The 16147-nt window shown below is 62.3% G+C and carries 11 protein-coding genes and 1 pseudogene; 9 read left to right on the top strand and 3 right to left on the bottom strand.

The features are described 5' to 3' along the window. Positions 1–45: 45 nt before the first annotated feature. Positions 46–1071 (bottom strand): ABC transporter substrate-binding protein, encoded by a 1026-nt coding sequence (locus ACQY1L_RS04150; protein WP_430242952.1) that lies wholly within the window; start codon positions 1069–1071, stop codon positions 46–48. A 255-nt stretch (positions 1072–1326) separates the two neighbouring features. On the opposite strand from ACQY1L_RS04150, the gene mqo reads away from it, so the two are divergent. From mqo to ACQY1L_RS04130, 4 genes are all read left to right on the top strand, one after another. Next, positions 1327–2991 carry a malate dehydrogenase (quinone) gene (gene mqo, locus ACQY1L_RS04145; RefSeq protein WP_430243812.1) on the top strand — a complete coding sequence of 555 codons (1665 nt, stop codon included), beginning with the start codon at positions 1327–1329 and terminating at the stop codon, positions 2989–2991. A 159-nt stretch (positions 2992–3150) separates the two neighbouring features. Next, positions 3151–3858 carry a glutathione S-transferase N-terminal domain-containing protein gene (locus ACQY1L_RS04140; protein WP_430242950.1) on the top strand — a complete coding sequence of 236 codons (708 nt, stop codon included), beginning with the start codon at positions 3151–3153 and terminating at the stop codon, positions 3856–3858. A 44-nt stretch (positions 3859–3902) separates the two neighbouring features. Then, the gene (locus tag ACQY1L_RS04135) at positions 3903–4373 is read left to right on the top strand and encodes a GFA family protein (protein ID WP_430242948.1); all 471 of its coding nucleotides are present in this window, start codon (positions 3903–3905) and stop codon (positions 4371–4373) included. A 157-nt stretch (positions 4374–4530) separates the two neighbouring features. Beyond that, positions 4531–5067: an SH3 domain-containing protein gene (locus tag ACQY1L_RS04130; RefSeq protein ID WP_192086214.1), complete on the top strand. Its 537-nt coding sequence runs from the start codon at positions 4531–4533 to the stop codon at positions 5065–5067. A 4-nt stretch (positions 5068–5071) separates the two neighbouring features. Here the strand turns inward: ACQY1L_RS04130 and ACQY1L_RS04125 are convergent, their stop codons facing one another. Next, the gene (locus ACQY1L_RS04125; protein ID WP_430242946.1) at positions 5072–6406 is read right to left on the bottom strand and encodes a D-alanyl-D-alanine carboxypeptidase; all 1335 of its coding nucleotides are present in this window, start codon (positions 6404–6406) and stop codon (positions 5072–5074) included. A gap of 512 nt (positions 6407–6918) precedes the next feature. On the opposite strand from ACQY1L_RS04125, the gene ACQY1L_RS04120 reads away from it, so the two are divergent. Then, positions 6919–8010 (top strand): hypothetical protein, encoded by a 1092-nt coding sequence (locus tag ACQY1L_RS04120; protein ID WP_430242944.1) that lies wholly within the window; start codon positions 6919–6921, stop codon positions 8008–8010. Positions 8011–8052: 42 nt separating this feature from the next. Here ACQY1L_RS04120 and glpK read toward each other — a convergent pair. Further along, positions 8053–9545 (bottom strand): annotated as a pseudogene (gene glpK / locus ACQY1L_RS04115) (glycerol kinase GlpK). Between the two features lie 247 nt (positions 9546–9792). Here glpK and ACQY1L_RS04110 point away from each other — a divergent pair. The 4 genes from ACQY1L_RS04110 to xdhB all read left to right on the top strand — a co-directional run bounded on the left by ACQY1L_RS04110 (position 9793) and on the right by xdhB (position 16146). Further along, positions 9793–10743: a GGDEF domain-containing protein gene (locus ACQY1L_RS04110; protein WP_430242942.1), complete on the top strand. Its 951-nt coding sequence runs from the start codon at positions 9793–9795 to the stop codon at positions 10741–10743. A gap of 156 nt (positions 10744–10899) precedes the next feature. Next, complete coding sequence (locus tag ACQY1L_RS04105) at positions 10900–11676, top strand: 3-hydroxybutyrate dehydrogenase (protein ID WP_062455520.1); 777 nt, start codon at positions 10900–10902, stop codon at positions 11674–11676. Positions 11677–12334: 658 nt separating this feature from the next. Further along, positions 12335–13807 (top strand): xanthine dehydrogenase small subunit, encoded by a 1473-nt coding sequence (gene xdhA / locus ACQY1L_RS04100; protein ID WP_430242940.1) that lies wholly within the window; start codon positions 12335–12337, stop codon positions 13805–13807. After that, a complete protein-coding gene (gene xdhB / locus ACQY1L_RS04095; protein ID WP_430243810.1) occupies positions 13807–16146 on the top strand; it encodes a xanthine dehydrogenase molybdopterin binding subunit in 2340 nt (779 codons plus the stop codon). Before xdhA ends, xdhB begins: the two co-directional genes overlap by 1 nt. The last annotated feature ends 1 nt before the right edge of the window (position 16147 follow it).

The raw sequence follows: 16147 nt of genomic DNA, 5'->3' as shown, positions 1-16147 counted from the left end.
GGCCCGTATGCCGGCTTTGCTGCGGGATCGGTCGCTGCGTTTCGCTCACTTCAGGAGACCAAGCGCCTTGAGCTGCGAGGCCACCTGTTCGGCGCCGTAGATCGTGCGGATCGTCGGGTTCATCGCCTGACCGTCCATCACCACCATCGCCTTGTTCTTGACGGCCGCGATCTGGCTGACGGCCGGATCGGTGGTCAGGAACTTGATCTTGGCGTCCGGCTTGTCCAGCTCCCAACGGTTGCGGTCGAGATTGGCGACCACGATCACATCGGGATTGGCAGCGATGATGCTTTCCCATCCAAGCGTCGGCCATTCGGCTTCCGCCGTCACGGCATTCTTGCCGCCCAAGAGATCGGCGATAAAGCCGGAGGCCGCGTTCTTGCCGCCGAGATAGGCATCGGCGGTCGGCGACTGGCTGGAGAACCAGAACAGGTAGGAGAGTGTCTTGCCGTCCTTGGCAACGCTCGAACGAAGGGCTGCCTCACGCGCCTTGAAATCGGCGATGACCGCTTCGCCACGCTCGGAAACGTCGAAGATCTGCGAAAGCTCGGCGATCTCCTTATAGAGCAGGTCCATATTCCAGAGCTGGTCGCGGCTGCCGTATTCGTTCTTCACCTTTTCGGTGGAAAGGCAGGTGCTGGGCGAGATATAGGTGGGGACGCCGACTTTCTCGAAATCCTCGCGCTTGGCAACCTTGCTGGTCGGGCCGATCAGGCTCGGCAGCGCGGCGGCGGCAAAATCCGGGTTCTGCGCCAGAATGCTCTCGAATGTCGGGAATTCGACAGTCAGCAGCTTCACCTTGGCATTGGCTTCTTCCAGTTGCGGCAGGACCTTGCTCGGCCAGAAAGCGGTTCCGACCATCCTGTCCTCGAGCCCGAGCATCAGCAGGATTTCCGCGCTGTTCTGGCCAAGTCCGACGGCCCGTTCCGGCGCCTTCTGGAAGGTGACGGAAGCGCCACAATTGTCGATCGTCAGCGGGTACTGGGTTGCCGCCTCGGCGAGATTGGCAGTCGCGAGACCAAGAGCGGCGAAGAGGCCGGAGACGGCCAGAAGAGACTTAATCGCTGTCACGAGAGTGGTTCCCTGTTGAAGGACGATGGGCGCACGCGCCCTATATCCACGCCGCCGGATCAAAACAAGATGAATCCAATCATCTTTTGAAGAACAGCCGCCGCGTCACGCTGTCCTACCGACAAAATGCCGCAACGGGGGCTTGTCGGTCTATGATAAATCCCTTAGAGACCGCCGCGGGAGGAGCGAAACACCAACAATTCCGAGGTGGCGATGCCTTCCAAGAACAATAACATTTCGTCCTCCACAAGCGGCATGGCGGTCAGCCGTCGCCAGCTTCTCGGCTCCGCTGCGGGCGGCGCTGCTGCACTTGGCGCGACGACGCTTCCGAGCTGGGCGCAAACCACCTCTCCCGAAAAGACGGTCGACGTTCTCCTCGTCGGCGGTGGCATCATGAGCGCAACGCTCGGCGTTCTCATCTCGCAGCTCGAGCCGACCTGGACGATCGAAATGATCGAGCGCCTCGACAAGGTCGCGATGGAAAGCTCCAACGGCTGGAACAACGCCGGCACCGGCCACTCGGCGCTCGCCGAACTCAATTATTCGCCGATGGACAGCAACGGCAATGTCCAGATCAACCGCGCAATCGAAATCAACGAAGCGTTCCAGGTCACCCGTCAGTTCCTCGCCCACCAGGTGGATGTCGGCGTTCTGAAGGATCCGCGCTCGTTCATCAACTCGACGCCGCACATGAGCTTTGTCTGGGGCGAAGACAACACCGCGTTCCTGGCCAAGCGCTTCGAAGCGCTGAAGGCGAGCCCGCTCTTCTCCGGCATGGAATTCTCCAACAATCACGCCAAGATCGCCGAATGGGTTCCGCTGATGATGGAAGGCCGTGACGCGAACCAGAAGCTCGCCGTCACCTGGAGCCCGCTCGGCACCGACGTCGAGTGGGGCGAAATCACCCGCCAGTACGTGGCGCACCTGAAGGCCCAGCAGACGTTCACCCTGCGCACCTCGTCGGAAGTCGACGACATGCAGAAGAACGACGACGGCACCTGGACGGTCAGCTATTCCAACCGTGACACCGGCGCATCCGAAACGGTCCGGGCGAAATTCGTCTTTATCGGTGCCGGCGGCGGCGCATTGCCGCTTCTGCAGATGTCCGGCATTCCGGAAGGCGACGACTATGCCGGCTTCCCGGTCGGTGGCTCGTTCCTCGTCTGCGACAAGCCTGAGATCGTCGAACGCCACCTTGCCAAGGCCTATGGCCAGGCCGAGACCGGCGCTCCGCCGATGTCGGTGCCGCATCTCGACACGCGCGTGCTCGAAGGCAAGCGCCACATCCTGTTCGGCCCCTTCGCCACCTTCTCGACGAAGTACCTGAAGGAAGGCTCGCTGTTCGATCTGCCGGCGTCGGTCACGCTCGACAATATCTGGCCGATGGTCAAGGTCGGCACCGACGAGTTCGCGCTCGTCCAGTATCTCGCCGGCCAGCTGATCATGTCCGACAACGACCGCTTCGAAGCGCTCAAGGTCTACTTCCCCAATGCCAAGGCCGAGGACTGGCGCCTGTGGCAGGCCGGCCAGCGCGTGCAGATCATCAAGCGCGATCCCGTCAAGGGCGGCGTGCTGAAGCTCGGCACCGAGATCGTCGCGGCCAAGGACGGCTCGATCGCAGCCCTTCTCGGCGCTTCGCCGGGCGCCTCGACCGCAGCCCCGATCATGCTCGATGTTCTGAAGAAGGTGTTCGCCGAAAAGCTGAAGACACCGGAATGGCAGGAACGCGTCCACACGATCGTTCCGAGCTACGGCCAGAAGCTGAACGAGAACCCGGACATGCTTGCCAAGGCATGGGCCGCCACGGAAGCCCGTCTGCAGCTGGCCATCGCCTCCCCGGCGGTCAACGCAGCAGCCGCCGCCAGCGCAACGGTAACTCCCGCTGGCGACGTCAAGAAAGTCCCGGACATCGCTTTGTAATCGCGGCGGCCTGGACGGAATGAATGGAGCCGGGTGTCCGCAAGGACGCCCGGCTTTTTTGTGGTACAATTCGGGCTGACAGCCACGGAAACGTTTCCTCTTTTCCACGGACAGTCACCGAACTAGGGTGTTCTGGATAGTTCAACCCGAGGATCCCCCATGGCCGATCTTTCCGCTTATCCGATCACCACCCGCTGGCCCGCCCAAAACCCTCAAGTCCTTCAGCTCTATTCGACGCCCACGCCGAATGGCGTGAAGGTTTCGATCATGCTGGAGGAGACGGGCCTGGCTTACGAGCCGCATTTCATCAATATCGGCGCGAACGAGACCTGGGAGCCGGAGTACCTGTCGCTCAACCCGAACGGCAAGATCCCGGCAATCCTCGATCCGGATGGTCCCGGCGGCAAGCCTCTGGCGCTGTTCGAATCGGGTGCGATCCTGATCTATCTTGCCGAAAAGACGGGACAGTTTCTGCCCGCCGACCCGGCCGGCCGTTACGAGGCGATCCAGTGGGTGATGTTCCAGATGGGCGGGCTCGGTCCGATGTTCGGCCAGCTCGGATTCTTCCACAAATTCGCCGGCAAGGATTTCGAGGACAAGCGCCCGCGCGACCGCTACGCCAAGGAGAGCGCACGGCTGATCCGAGTGCTGGAAACACGGCTCGCCGGTCGCGACTGGGTGATGGGCGATGAATACACGATCGCCGACATTTCCATGCTCGGATGGGTTCGCAACCTGATCGGCTTTTACGGTGCCGGCGACCTCGTTGGATATGAAGAGCTTGTCCATGTGCCGGAATGGCTGGAACGCGGCCTAGCCCGTCCCGCCGTGCAGCGCGGACTGGACATCCCGAAACGCCCCGCCTGACATTGTCAGCATGATGCGCTATCTCCTCGGGGTCACCTGAGGAGATGCCGATGCCGAAACTGCCGCTCGATGGGTCCTGCCGCTGCGGCGAAATCCGCTTCCGGATCAGCGCAGCGCCGCTGGTCACGATGGCCTGCCACTGCAAGGGTTGCCAGAAGATGAGCGCCAGCGCCTTCTCCTGCTCGGCCGCCATTCCTGCCGATGGTTTCGAGGTCACAGCGGGAAAGCCTGTCATCGGCGGCATGCATGGCGACGATGTCCATCACTACCACTGCTCGCGCTGCAAGAGCTGGCTCTACACGAAGGCGACAGGGATGGACGGGTTCGTCAACATCCGGCCGACCATGCTCGACGATGCCGACTGGTTTGCGCCCTTCATCGAAACCTTCATGTCCACGAAATTCCCCTGGGCAAACACGGGCGCCACCCACAGTTTTGCGGAATTTCCGCCGATGGACGCTTACGAAGGGCTCGTCAGGGACTACCGGGCGCAGGCCGGGAGCGCCGACCGATAACCCCATCGTGAGTGCATCGTGTTCCCGTTGGTGACGTTGATTAACGCCCTGCTAACCACGACCGACTTGAATGCCGCAGCCGGCCTTAGCTGGCTGCAGCAACGATGGCGGGTTGATGAAAACAAACGGAAAAATCGGAACGCGCGCCAGAAGAGCCTTGCCCGCTCTCCTGGTCCTGATCGCCATCCTGGCACCGGTCGAAACGGGGGGCAGCGTGCCGCAGGCGCAAGCCGCGTTCAACGACGGCTGGAAGAAAGGCCGCTCGACCGGGTTTCCGATCCCCCGCTTTGTGTCGCTGAAATCACGAACGGCGCATATGCGGGTCGGGCCCTCGCTGGATCACCCGACATCCTTTGTCTATTCCGCCCGCGGCCTGCCGCTTGAGATCATCGAGGAATACGGAAACTGGCGGCGCGTGCGTGACCAGCAGGGCGCGAGCGGCTGGATGTTTGCAGCGCTTCTCTCCGGAAACCGCACCGCCGTGGTCGGCCCCTGGATCAAGGAGACGGTGCCGTTGCGCATCGCGCCCGCATCCGACGGGCGGCCGGTGGCGCAACTGCAAGCCGAGGTGAAACTCGATATCGTCAGGTGCGACGGCCGCTGGTGCCGCGCGCAATTGCAGAACCGGCGGCTTGCCGGCTTCGTCAGACAGGCGGACCTGTGGGGCGTCTATCCCGGCGAAACGATCGAGTAAGGCCTCAGCGCACCACGAAACAGGTCATCGACTTCGCCTCCAGCGAGGCGCAGGCGCTGGCGGCAACCTCCCGGCTGGAAAATCCGACAAACCGTGCGCGAAAATACTCGCGGGCGCCGTCCTTGTAACCCTCGACGCTTGGTGCCGCCGGGCCGAACCCGCCTGCGAGAACCGGCAGTGCCCGCTCCAGCATCGCGGTGGCTGCCCTGCGGCTGCCGGCGGCGGCAACCTGGATGCTCCAGCCTGCGGCGTTCGACGCGGCATCCACCTGCGACGCGGCGCTCGACGCATCGGCTACCCGCGCGGAAGGCAAGGGAACCGGCGGTTCGACACCGGTGCGCGACTGGGTTCTGCCGCCGGCAGTGGCAGCGACAGTCCTCTGGCTCGACGATGCCATGCCGGGCGAAATCTGACGGCGCGGCTGTTCGGCATAGGAGAGGACCTGGCCCGCCGCCGGAGCTCCCGCCTGGCCCCCAGGCTGGACGCCGGGACGCTTTTGCGGCTCCGCCGTCGCCACAAGCGCACCGCCTGCCGGCCGCATCGGGTTGGTATACTGATCGAGCAGCGCCGCCATCTGGTCGTCGCGCTTGCGGGCGGACTTGCCGCCCATCACCACGCCGATATAGCGCTTGCCGTTGACGACAACGGCGCTTGCCAGATTGTAGCCGGACGCGTTCACGAAACCGGTCTTGATCCCGTCCATGCCGGGATAGCGGTACATGAGATTGTTGTGGCCGCGAATGGTCCGGCCGCGGAACACGAACGACCGCATCGAAAACAGCTGGTACTCGCTCGGATAGTCGCGGATCAGCGACAAAGCCAGGATCGCCATGTCGCGGGCGGTGGTGATCTGGGCCGGATCCGGCAGGCCTGACGCGTTGCGGAACACGGTCTTCGACATGCCGAGCGCCCGGGCTTTTGCCGTCATCATCGTCGCGAACCGTTCTTCCGAACCGCCAAGACGATCGCCGAGCGCCGCCGCCGAGTCGTTGGCGGATCGGATGCCGGTGGCAAGCACCGCCTCGCGCACGGACAGCGTCTCGCCGGGCTTCAGCCCCAGCTTGAACGGGATCTTCGACGCCGCGTTCGGCGTCATGACGATCTGCTCGTCCCAGGTCATCCGGCCGCTCTTGATCGCCTCGAAGGTGAGATAAAGCGTCATCATCTTGGTGAGCGACGCCGGGTGGTTGAGCACGTCGCCATTTTCGGACGCAAGAATCTTGCCCGCGCTCACATCATAGATGAAATGCGCGTAACCTGCCTGCGCCTCGGTCCGGCCGGCAGCGACCGCCAAGCATGACACCAGAAAAAACGACAGAACACGCAGCAGCCGAACCATTCTTCACCTTCTCGAATTTGCGGTGCGACCATAGGCGAGCGATACCGGCATGAAAATGGCGCTGCCGAATTTTACCCGGTATGACGTGTCTTTTTATGGGACACCGATCGGACTGCGACCGAGGCCTGCGCTGATCCAGTCGGAACGGATCGTCGTGCCAAGATGATAAATAAGCAACCTGTCCGTAAGATACTGCTCAAACTGCCGGCAGACGAAAGCGCAAGAAATAAATCCTGACAGATTGTCGATGAATACATCAATCTGCTAAGAACAGTTCCACAAACCGGAGGCGGTTGACGGGATTGGGGCAGCCATTGCAGACCTATAGAAAAAACAACGACGCCGACAGGCCGGCAAGCATAGTCTTGTTTGCCGCAACGCTTTTGAATACGGCCCTTGCTTTCTCCAACAGCCTACTGTTTCCGGTCAATTCGACTATCGCGTCCGTCGCTCAATTAGCGATTACTGCAGCAGCGATTGCTGTTGCTGTCCTGCGGCGGCCGCAGCTTCCGTTGAGCTTCTGGATCGCCTGCGCCTGCCTTGCTGTTTTTGCACTCTTGGCGTCGATCTGGAACGAGCTCAATTCGAAACATTACTACGACCTGATGGTCATCCCGATCTTCATCATCTTCGGAAGTGTCATCAGGCAATTTCCGTTCAAGGCCTTCAAGCTGATCATCGCTGCGGTCGGTGTCATCTGCTTTCTGGATGCGTTCCTGGTCGGCCTCTATACCACGCTGTTCAATCCCCTCTCGTTCTTCCGCAACACCCGCGTCTGGGTCTCCGACCAGCTCGCCAGCGGCTCGGACGAGATGGGGCTTTATCTCGGCGCCAACCGCGGCGGCGGAAGTTTCTTCGGCTTCCTGACCGATCACCGGATCGGTGGACCGTTTCTGGAACCTCTGTCGCTCGGATATTTCGCAGTCGTCGCCTGCATGTTCTTCGCCGTCTGGTTCCGGCACTACCCCTGGCAACGCGCGGGCGCATTTGCCGCCTGCCTGGTCCTGGCACTGCTGGCCGACTCGCGTGTGCCGTCCGCCATGATCATTCTCTTTTTCGGCCTCTCATGTCTCCAGTCGCATATCAGAATGGCATGGTCGGCTTGGGGTCCGGCCATCGTGCTGGTCGCGGCATTTTTCTTCTACATGATGAGTGATGGCCGGCTTGCCGAGTCCGAAACCCCTCGACGCATCGCCATCACATTCGATGTCGTCACCAGTACCAACATCTTCGAGTTGTTCTCGGGCGCCTTGAACGTGAGCCGGTTCGGCGACAGCGGCATCCTCTATCTCGTCTACGCTGCCACACTGCCAGGCATGTTGCTCTGCCTCTACCTCTTTTCAGGCGTCCTGAGTTCGACCCGCCTGACGCCGCCGATCCTGCCACTGATGGCATCGATCTACATCACCACGACGGCGCTGTTCGGCGGCGCGTTTCTCTCGATCAAGACGTCCGCACTTTTGGGAATCATGCTCGGAGCAGCATCGGTCGGCGCAGTTCGTTCCAAGTTGAAAGCACGATCGATGCGGAAACAGCCGGCTCCATTCAGTCAACCCGGCTACAAGCCCGACCTGGGAGCGGTCGGTCAACAAGCGACAAATTGACTGGTGCTAGATAAGCAAGAGGGCTGAGGCCAAAATTCCCCCTCACCCCTTCGTCAACGTCCGCCTTACCGCGTCCTTCCAGCCCTTGATCTTGGCAACCCGTGTCTTCGGGTCCATCTCCGGCTCGAACCGGCGTTCCATGGCCCAGCTTTTGGCAAATGCCTTGCGGTCGGGCCAGACGCCGGCTTTGGAGCCGGCGAGCCAGGCGGCGCCGAGTGCGGTGGTTTCGAGGATCTTTGGGCGGTCGACCGGTGCGTCGAGGAGGTCGGAGAGGCGCTGCATCGTCCAGTCGGAGGCAACCATGCCGCCATCGACCCTCAGCACCGTGTCGCCGCTGCGGGTCTTCCAGTCGCGGCACATGGCATCCAGGAGGTCGCGGGTCTGGTAGCAGACGGCTTCGAGTGCCGCGCGGGCAATTTCCGCCGGTCCCGTCGCTCGTGTGAGGCCGAACATGGCGCCGCGCGCCTCCGCATCCCAGTGCGGCGCGCCCATGCCGGTAAAGGCGGGCACCAGATAGACGTCCTGCTGCGGATCCGCCTTTGCGGCAAGATCTCCCGATTTCGACGCCTTGTCGATGACGCCGATTCCGTCGCGCAGCCATTGCACGGCAGCGCCCGCGATAAAGATCGAGCCTTCCAGCGCATAGGTCGTCTCGCCGTCCAGCCGGTAGGCGATGGTGGTGAGCAGCCGGTTTTTCGAAGGCACCATGTCGCGTCCCGTGTTGAGAACGGCGAAACAACCGGTGCCATAGGTGGATTTCATCATGCCGGGTTCAAAACAGGCCTGGCCGATCGTCGCCGCCTGCTGGTCTCCGGCAACGCCCAGGATCGGGATCTCGGCGCCGAACAGGGATTTTTCCGTCACGCCGAAATCGTCGGCGCAGTCCTTCACCTCGGGCAGCATGGCGGCCGGGATCTTGAGGATATCAAGCAGCGACTGGTCCCAGGCATTGTCGGCGATATTGTAGATCAATGTGCGCGAGGCATTGGTGGCGTCGGTGACGAAGCTCTTTCCCCCGTCAGCCGCCAGATCAGAAACGTATCGATCGTGCCGAAGCAGAGTTCGCCCTTTGCGGCGCGCGCCCTCGCACCCTTCACGTTGGACAGCAGCCAGGCAAGCTTGGTGCCGGAGAAATACGGGTCGAGCAGCAGGCCGGTGCGCTTCGAGAATGTCTTTTCCAGACCCTCGCGTTTGAGCTTTTCGCAATAGGATGCAGTGCGGCGATCCTGCCAGACGATGGCGTTGTGGATCGGCTTGCCGGTCTCGCGGTCCCACACGACGACGGTCTCGCGCTGGTTGGTGATGCCGATTGCGGCGATCTGCGATGCCTCAAGGCCTGCGGCCTTCAGCGCCTGCTTGACCGTCACGAGCACGCTCTCCCAGATCGCTTCCGGATCGTGCTCCACCCAGCCCGATTTCGGAAAGATCTGCGGAAACTCGGTCTGGCCGACACCGGCGATCTGCATTGTTTCGTCAAACACGATTGACCGTGTCGACGTGGTTCCCTGATCGATCGCCAGGATGTAACCCGCCATGCTGCCCTCCCTCACCATTTGCGCGTTGATCACGGTTTGAGCAGATGCCGCCGTCGCCGTCAAACCGCAACTCCCCGCCATGGAGGCTGGAATCGAGCGGGTGCCGCACCGTTATCCACAGGATCAGAGGCGAAACTGCTAAATTTCGCATTTGCCTTTTTGAGCGAGCGCCCTCTTTTGGACGCACCCATAGCTTTATGCGGTCTTTGGACCCCGCAGGGGACTTGTATCTTCAAAAGGAGCCGGGATGAATCCGACCCCCCCGATGGCGCTGCAGCCTTTCAGGAAATCACTGACGGCCAAGATCTTCATGATCTGCTTTTTGTCCATCCACGTGCCCTTGATCGCCGTGATCGCCTATCTCGCGATCGGTTTCGAAACCCAGCCGCTCACGCTTCTTCTGTTGCTGCTCGGCGCCACGCTGATCGGCACCGTGGCCTGCCTTTCGGGCCTTTGGCTGCTGCTGCGGCCACTTCGCAGCCTGACGCGCGCGGTCAAAACCTATCGCGACGAAGGCCAGCCGGTACGGATGTTTTCCAAAGCCGATGATGAGATCGGCGTGCTCGCGACGGCTGTGACCTCGATGGTCGCCGAAGTCGAAACGCTGATGCAGAAGCTGCGCCACCAGGCGATGACCGACCCTTTGACCGGGCTTGGCAACCGCCGCTGGCTGAGCGAACGCGTTGCGCAGGAACTGGCACGCGCCGAGCGCCAGGCGGAACCGATCTCGGTCATCCTGTTCGACCTCGACAAGTTCAAGACCATCAACGACAGTCACGGACACGATGTCGGCGACCAGGTTCTGGTGGCAGCCGGCGAAATCGCCACCAATTATGTCCGCCCCTACGATCTCGCGGCGCGGATCGGCGGCGAGGAATTCTGCATCGTCTTGCCGAAGACAACCGAGACGGAGGCCGCCGATATCGCCGAGCGGTTGCGCGCAGCACTCGCAAAGACCACCGTCACGCCGCTCGCGCAAGGACGTCTCACCGCAAGCTTCGGCGTCTACCAGGGCGAGGCCGGCGAGAGCTTCGCACAGATGCTGCGGGTGGCCGATACGCTGCTCTATGACGCGAAGCAAAGCGGGCGCAACCGCGTGCGCCAGGCCGCCAGAAACACGGCCGGCAACCCGGCGCGATCCGCCCCTCATGCGCAGGCGACCCATGCCGCAACCGGTGCGGGCAAGCCGGCAAATTGAAGCTTGCTGCAAGGGCAAGGCTGGCGCCTGGCCCTTGGGCGTTCCCCTTCTTTCGGATCTCCTTTGCAATTGCCAGGGCGCAAGGTTTAAGCGTACCTTTCCGGTCGAGGCACCGCTCAAGCGCGGGCGCTTTGGCCTAGGGAGGGTTTTATAAAAATGGCAAGAACCGTCGTCGTCACCGGCTCAACGTCCGGCATCGGTCTCGGCATCGCAAAGGGTTTTGCAGCCGCGGGCGATACGGTTGTGATCAACGGCTTTGGAGAAAAGGACGCAATCGAGGCCGCCTGCCGGATGCTCGACGAGGCGGGTGCCGCAACCGTCCTCTACCACCCGGCCGACATGACGAGGCCCGGCGAGATCGAGGATCTGATCCGGAGCACGGCGAAGACATTCGGAACGGTCGACGTCCTTGTCAACAATGCCGGCATTCAGCATGTGGCAAAGATCGAGGACTTTCCGCCGGAAAAATGGGACCAGCTGATCGCCATCCTCCTGTCATCCGCCTTCCACACGATGCGCCACGCGATCCCGCTGATGAAAGCGCAAGGCAAGGGCCGCATCATCAACGTCGCCTCCGCCCACGGCCTCGTCGCCTCGCCGTTCAAATCCGCCTATGTGGCCGCCAAGCACGGCATCATGGGCCTCACCAAAAGCGTCGCGCTCGAGGTTGCGCAATCCGGCATCACCGTCAACGCCATCTGCCCCGGCTTCGTGCTGACGCCTCTGGTCGAAAAACAGATCCCCGCCCAGGCCCGCGAAAAGGGCATCAGCGAAGCGCAGGTGCGAGACGAAGTGCTGCTGCGGCTACAGGCTACGAAGGAATTCGTCGCGGTCGAGGACGTGGCCGCCGCGGCGCTGTACCTCGCGAGCGATGCGGCAAGAAGTATCACGGGGACGCACCTCTCCATCGATGGCGGATGGACGGCGCAGTAGTTTGGGCGTGGGAGGCGATTGGGAGCGAGTGCAACTGAGAAAACGGCACGTCTCCGCTTCCCTCATTCCGTCTCCCTGCGCGTGCTCTCCGTGGCCGCGCGTTGTCCTCCCCACGACCCTCATCCCTGTGCTTGTCACAGGGATCCAGTCACGCGAAGTCTTTCGCGTGGAAAGGCTCTTCCGCGTCGCGGACGCGACGCTGCTGGATTCCTGTGACAAGCACAGGAATGAGGAGAGTTGGGCGGGTGTTGCGACGGAGACGCTAGGTGGTCGCTGCGGTGGAGAGATCCGGACAGCTGTCTCGGCGGAAAGGTTGCCTCCCGCGTCCCCGCCAAAAATATCTCCATCGACGGCGACCGCACTGCGAAGTAGACTTGCGCGAAGCAAGCGATGTGGGTGACGACGCCCACCCCCGCTACCCTCATTCCTGTGCTCGTCACAGGAATCCAGTCACGCGAAGTCTTTGCGTGAAATGGCCCTTCCGCGTCGCGGACGCGACGCTGCTGGATTCCTGTGACGAGCACAGGAATGAGGAGAGTTGGGCGGGTGTCGCGGCGGAGACGTCGGGGCGTCGCGGCAGAGACTTTGAGCGGATGCCCCGGCATCCGCGCCAATGAAATTGACAGCAGAAGCCGGGAACGGCGGACGAAGGAGACAGATGAGTTCAGCGATCCGCTTCATTCTCAACACGGAAGAGTTGAGCCTTGGAGATTTCGGCCCCACGGAAACGCTTCTCGATTATCTGCGCCTCAGAAGGCGGCTGACGGGGACGAAGGAAGGGTGTGCCGAGGGCGATTGTGGTGCCTGCACGGTGCTGGTGGGGAGGCTGAGCGAACGCGGCCTGATCTATGAAAGCGTCAATGCCTGCATCCGCCTGCTCGGATCGCTGCACGGAACCCATATCGTCACGGTCGAACATCTGGCCGCAAAGGATGGCATTCTGCATCCGGTGCAGCAGGCGATGGTCGACTGTCATGGCTCGCAATGCGGCTTCTGCACGCCGGGCTTCGTGATGTCGCTTTATGGGCTCTGGCTTTCCAACGAACAGCCGTCGCGCCAGGACATCGAAAGCGCCTTGCAGGGCAATCTCTGTCGCTGCACCGGTTACGAGCCGATCGTGAAGGCGGCCGAACAGGTGGCGGAAAGCCGCCCGAGCGCGCTGTTTGATCCGCTGGAACGCGACCGCACCGAAATCATGGGCAAGCTTTTCTCCATGCAGTCGGCGACCGACACAATCGTCGTGGAGAAAGACGGCGCCCGCTCAATCGTTCCGGCCTCGGTCGAGGCCTTTGCCGAAGTCTTTTCCCAAAACCCTGATGCAACCGTCGTGGCCGGTGCCACCGACGTCGGACTGTGGGTGACGAAGCAGTTGCGGCTGCTTGATCCTGTCATCTTCATCAACCACCTCAGCGAGTTGAAATCGATCACCATCGAGGATGGAGGGGTCTCCATCGGCGCCGGCGTCAGTTATGCGGATGCGCAAGGCGTGATGGATGCGGTGGTTCCCGCCATCGGCCGGTTGATCGACCGGATCGGCGGCAGCCAGGTGCGCAACATGGGCACGATCGGCGGCAATATCGCCAACGGATCGCCGATCGGCGACACACCGCCGCCCCTGATCGCGCTGGGTGCCGAACTGACGCTGCGTTCCCATTCCGGTCGCCGCACGATGCCGCTCGAGAATTACTTCATCGCCTATGGCAAGCAGGACCGGCAGCCCGGCGAGTTCGTGGAAAAGATCGTCGTGCCGCGCCCGGCAGAAGACAGCCATTTCGCCGTCTACAAGATTTCCAAGCGTCGTGACGAGGATATTTCGGCGCTGTGCGGCGCGTTTTACCTGATGCTCGATGCGGAAGGGCTGGTCGAGGAGATCCGCATCGCCTTCGGCGGCATGGCGGCAATCCCGAAACGGGCGACCCATGTGGAAGATATGCTGATAGGACAGCCCTGGAGCTGGGGCGTGGTATCGGCCGTGCGCGACGCGTTCGATGCGGATTTCCAGCCCCTGACCGACTGGCGGGCGACCGCTGAATACCGCAGCCTGACCGCCAAGAACCTGCTGACGCGGTTCTTCCTGGAGACCGCCGGAGCACCGAGCGAGCTGCACCGGTTCGAGCTGGAGGAAGCATGATGGACAACACAAGCTTTCCGATGAAACCCGTGATCGACGGCCCGATGCATGTGTCGCTGAAGCATGATTCGGCGCACAAGCATGTGACCGGGCAGGCCGAATATATCGACGACATTCCAGAACCCGCGGGCACGCTGCATGGCGGGCTGGGCCTTGCCGATCGTGCCCATGCGCAGATCGTCTCGATCGACCTCGAAGCCGTGAAAGCAGCCCCCGGCGTCGTCTGGGTGATGACGGCAGACGATATTCCGGGGGCCAACGACGTCGGCTCGACCGGACGCCATGACGAGCCGCTGTTGGCGACCGATCTCGTGCAGTTCCACGGCCAGCCGATCTTTGCGGTGTTTGCGGAAACGCGCGACCAGGCCAGGCGTGCAGCACTGCTGGCGAAGATCGAGTACCGCGACCTTCCCCACTGGAGCGACATTGCAGGTGCCCGCGACAATGGCGCCCCATTCGTGACCGAACCGATGACGCTGAAGCGTGGCGAGCCGGAGGCCGAGATCGGCAAGCCGCCGCTTCGGGTTCAGGCCTCAATGGAAATCGGCGGCCAGGAGCATTTCTACCTCGAAAGCCACATCGCCTTTGCCATTCCGGGCGAGGACGACGACGTCATCGTCTGGTCCTCCACCCAGCATCCGAGCGAGGTGCAGCATATGGTGGCGCATGTGCTGGGCGTGCCGAACCACGCGATCGAAGTCCGCACCAGACGCATGGGCGGCGGTTTCGGCGGCAAGGAGACCCAGGGCAACCAGTTCGCAGCCCTTGCGGCCGTCGCGGCAAAGAAGCTCAACCGGGCGGTCAAATTCCGGCCGGACCGCGACGAAGACATGTCGATGACCGGAAAGCGCCATGATTTCCGGGTCGATTACGATATCGCCTTCGACGAGGACGGCCGCATCCACGCGGTCGATGCGACCTACGCGGCGCGTTGCGGCTTTTCCGCCGATCTCTCCGGTCCCGTCACCGACCGGGCGCTGTTTCATGCGGATTCGAGCTATTTCTACCCGCATGTGCACCTGACCTCGCAACCGCTAAAGACCCACACGGTGTCCAACACCGCCTTTCGCGGGTTCGGCGGGCCGCAGGGCATGCTCGGCGCCGAGCGGATGATCGAGGAAATCGCCTATGCGGTCGGCAAAGACCCGCTCGAGGTGCGCAAGCTCAATTTCTACGGACAGCCCGGCTCCGGCCGCACCACGACCCCCTATCATCAGGATGTCGAGGACTGCGTTATCGCCCGCATTGTCGAGGAACTGGAACAGTCGAGCGACTATCAGGCGCGGCGACAGGCGATCCTCGAATTCAACGCGCAAAGCCCCGTCATTCGCAAGGGCATCGCGCTGACGCCGGTCAAGTTCGGCATCTCGTTCACGCTCACCGCCTACAATCAGGCGGGCGCGCTGGTGCATGTCTATAACGACGGTTCGATCCACCTGAACCACGGCGGCACCGAGATGGGCCAAGGTCTCTATACCAAGGTGGCGCAGGTCGTGGCCGACGCCTTCCAGGTGGATATCGACCGGGTGAAGATCACGGCGACCACCACCGGCAAGGTGCCGAACACATCCGCGACGGCTGCCTCTTCCGGCTCCGATCTCAACGGCATGGCCGCCTACGATGCCTGCCGGCAGATCAAGGAGCGGCTCGTGGATTTCGCCTGCCGGCAGTGGAAGGTGGACAAGTCGGAGGTGGAATTCCTGCCCAACCGCATCCGCATCGGCGGCGACACGGTGCCCTTCGATACATTCGTGAAGGCCGCCTATTACGACCGGGTCCAGCTTTCTGCGGCCGGTTTCTACAAGACGCCGAAGATCCATTGGGACCGGGCGGCCGGAAAGGGCCACCCGTTCTACTATTTCGCCTATGGAGCCTGCGTGTCGGAAGTCTCGATCGACACGCTGACCGGCGAGTACATGATGGATCGCACCGACATTCTCCATGATGTCGGCAAATCGCTCAATCCAGCGATCGATATCGGCCAGATCGAAGGCGCCTTCGTGCAGGGCATGGGGTGGCTGACCACCGAAGAACTGTGGTGGGATGCCAAGGGTCGCCTCAGAACGCACGCGCCCTCCACCTACAAGATCCCGCTCGCCTCAGACCGGCCGAAGATCTTTAACGTGCAGCTGGCGGAATGGTCGGAAAACGCCGAACCGACCGTCGGCCGCTCGAAAGCCGTCGGCGAACCGCCGTTCATGCTGGCGATCTCGGTTCTCGAAGCGATCTCGATGGCGGTGGCAAGCGTTGCCGACTACACCGCCTGCCCGAGGCTCGATGCGCCCGCGACGCCGGAAAGGGTGCTGATGGCGGTCGAGCGGATGAAGGCTTTGGGGTGAA

Source organism: Neorhizobium sp. DAR64862/K0K3 (genome assembly GCF_050500185.1).
Classification (GTDB): Bacteria; Pseudomonadota; Alphaproteobacteria; order Rhizobiales; family Rhizobiaceae; genus Neorhizobium; species Neorhizobium soli.
Note: the sequence above shows the minus strand (reverse complement) of the source record. Positions and strands in the feature narration are given on the sequence as shown.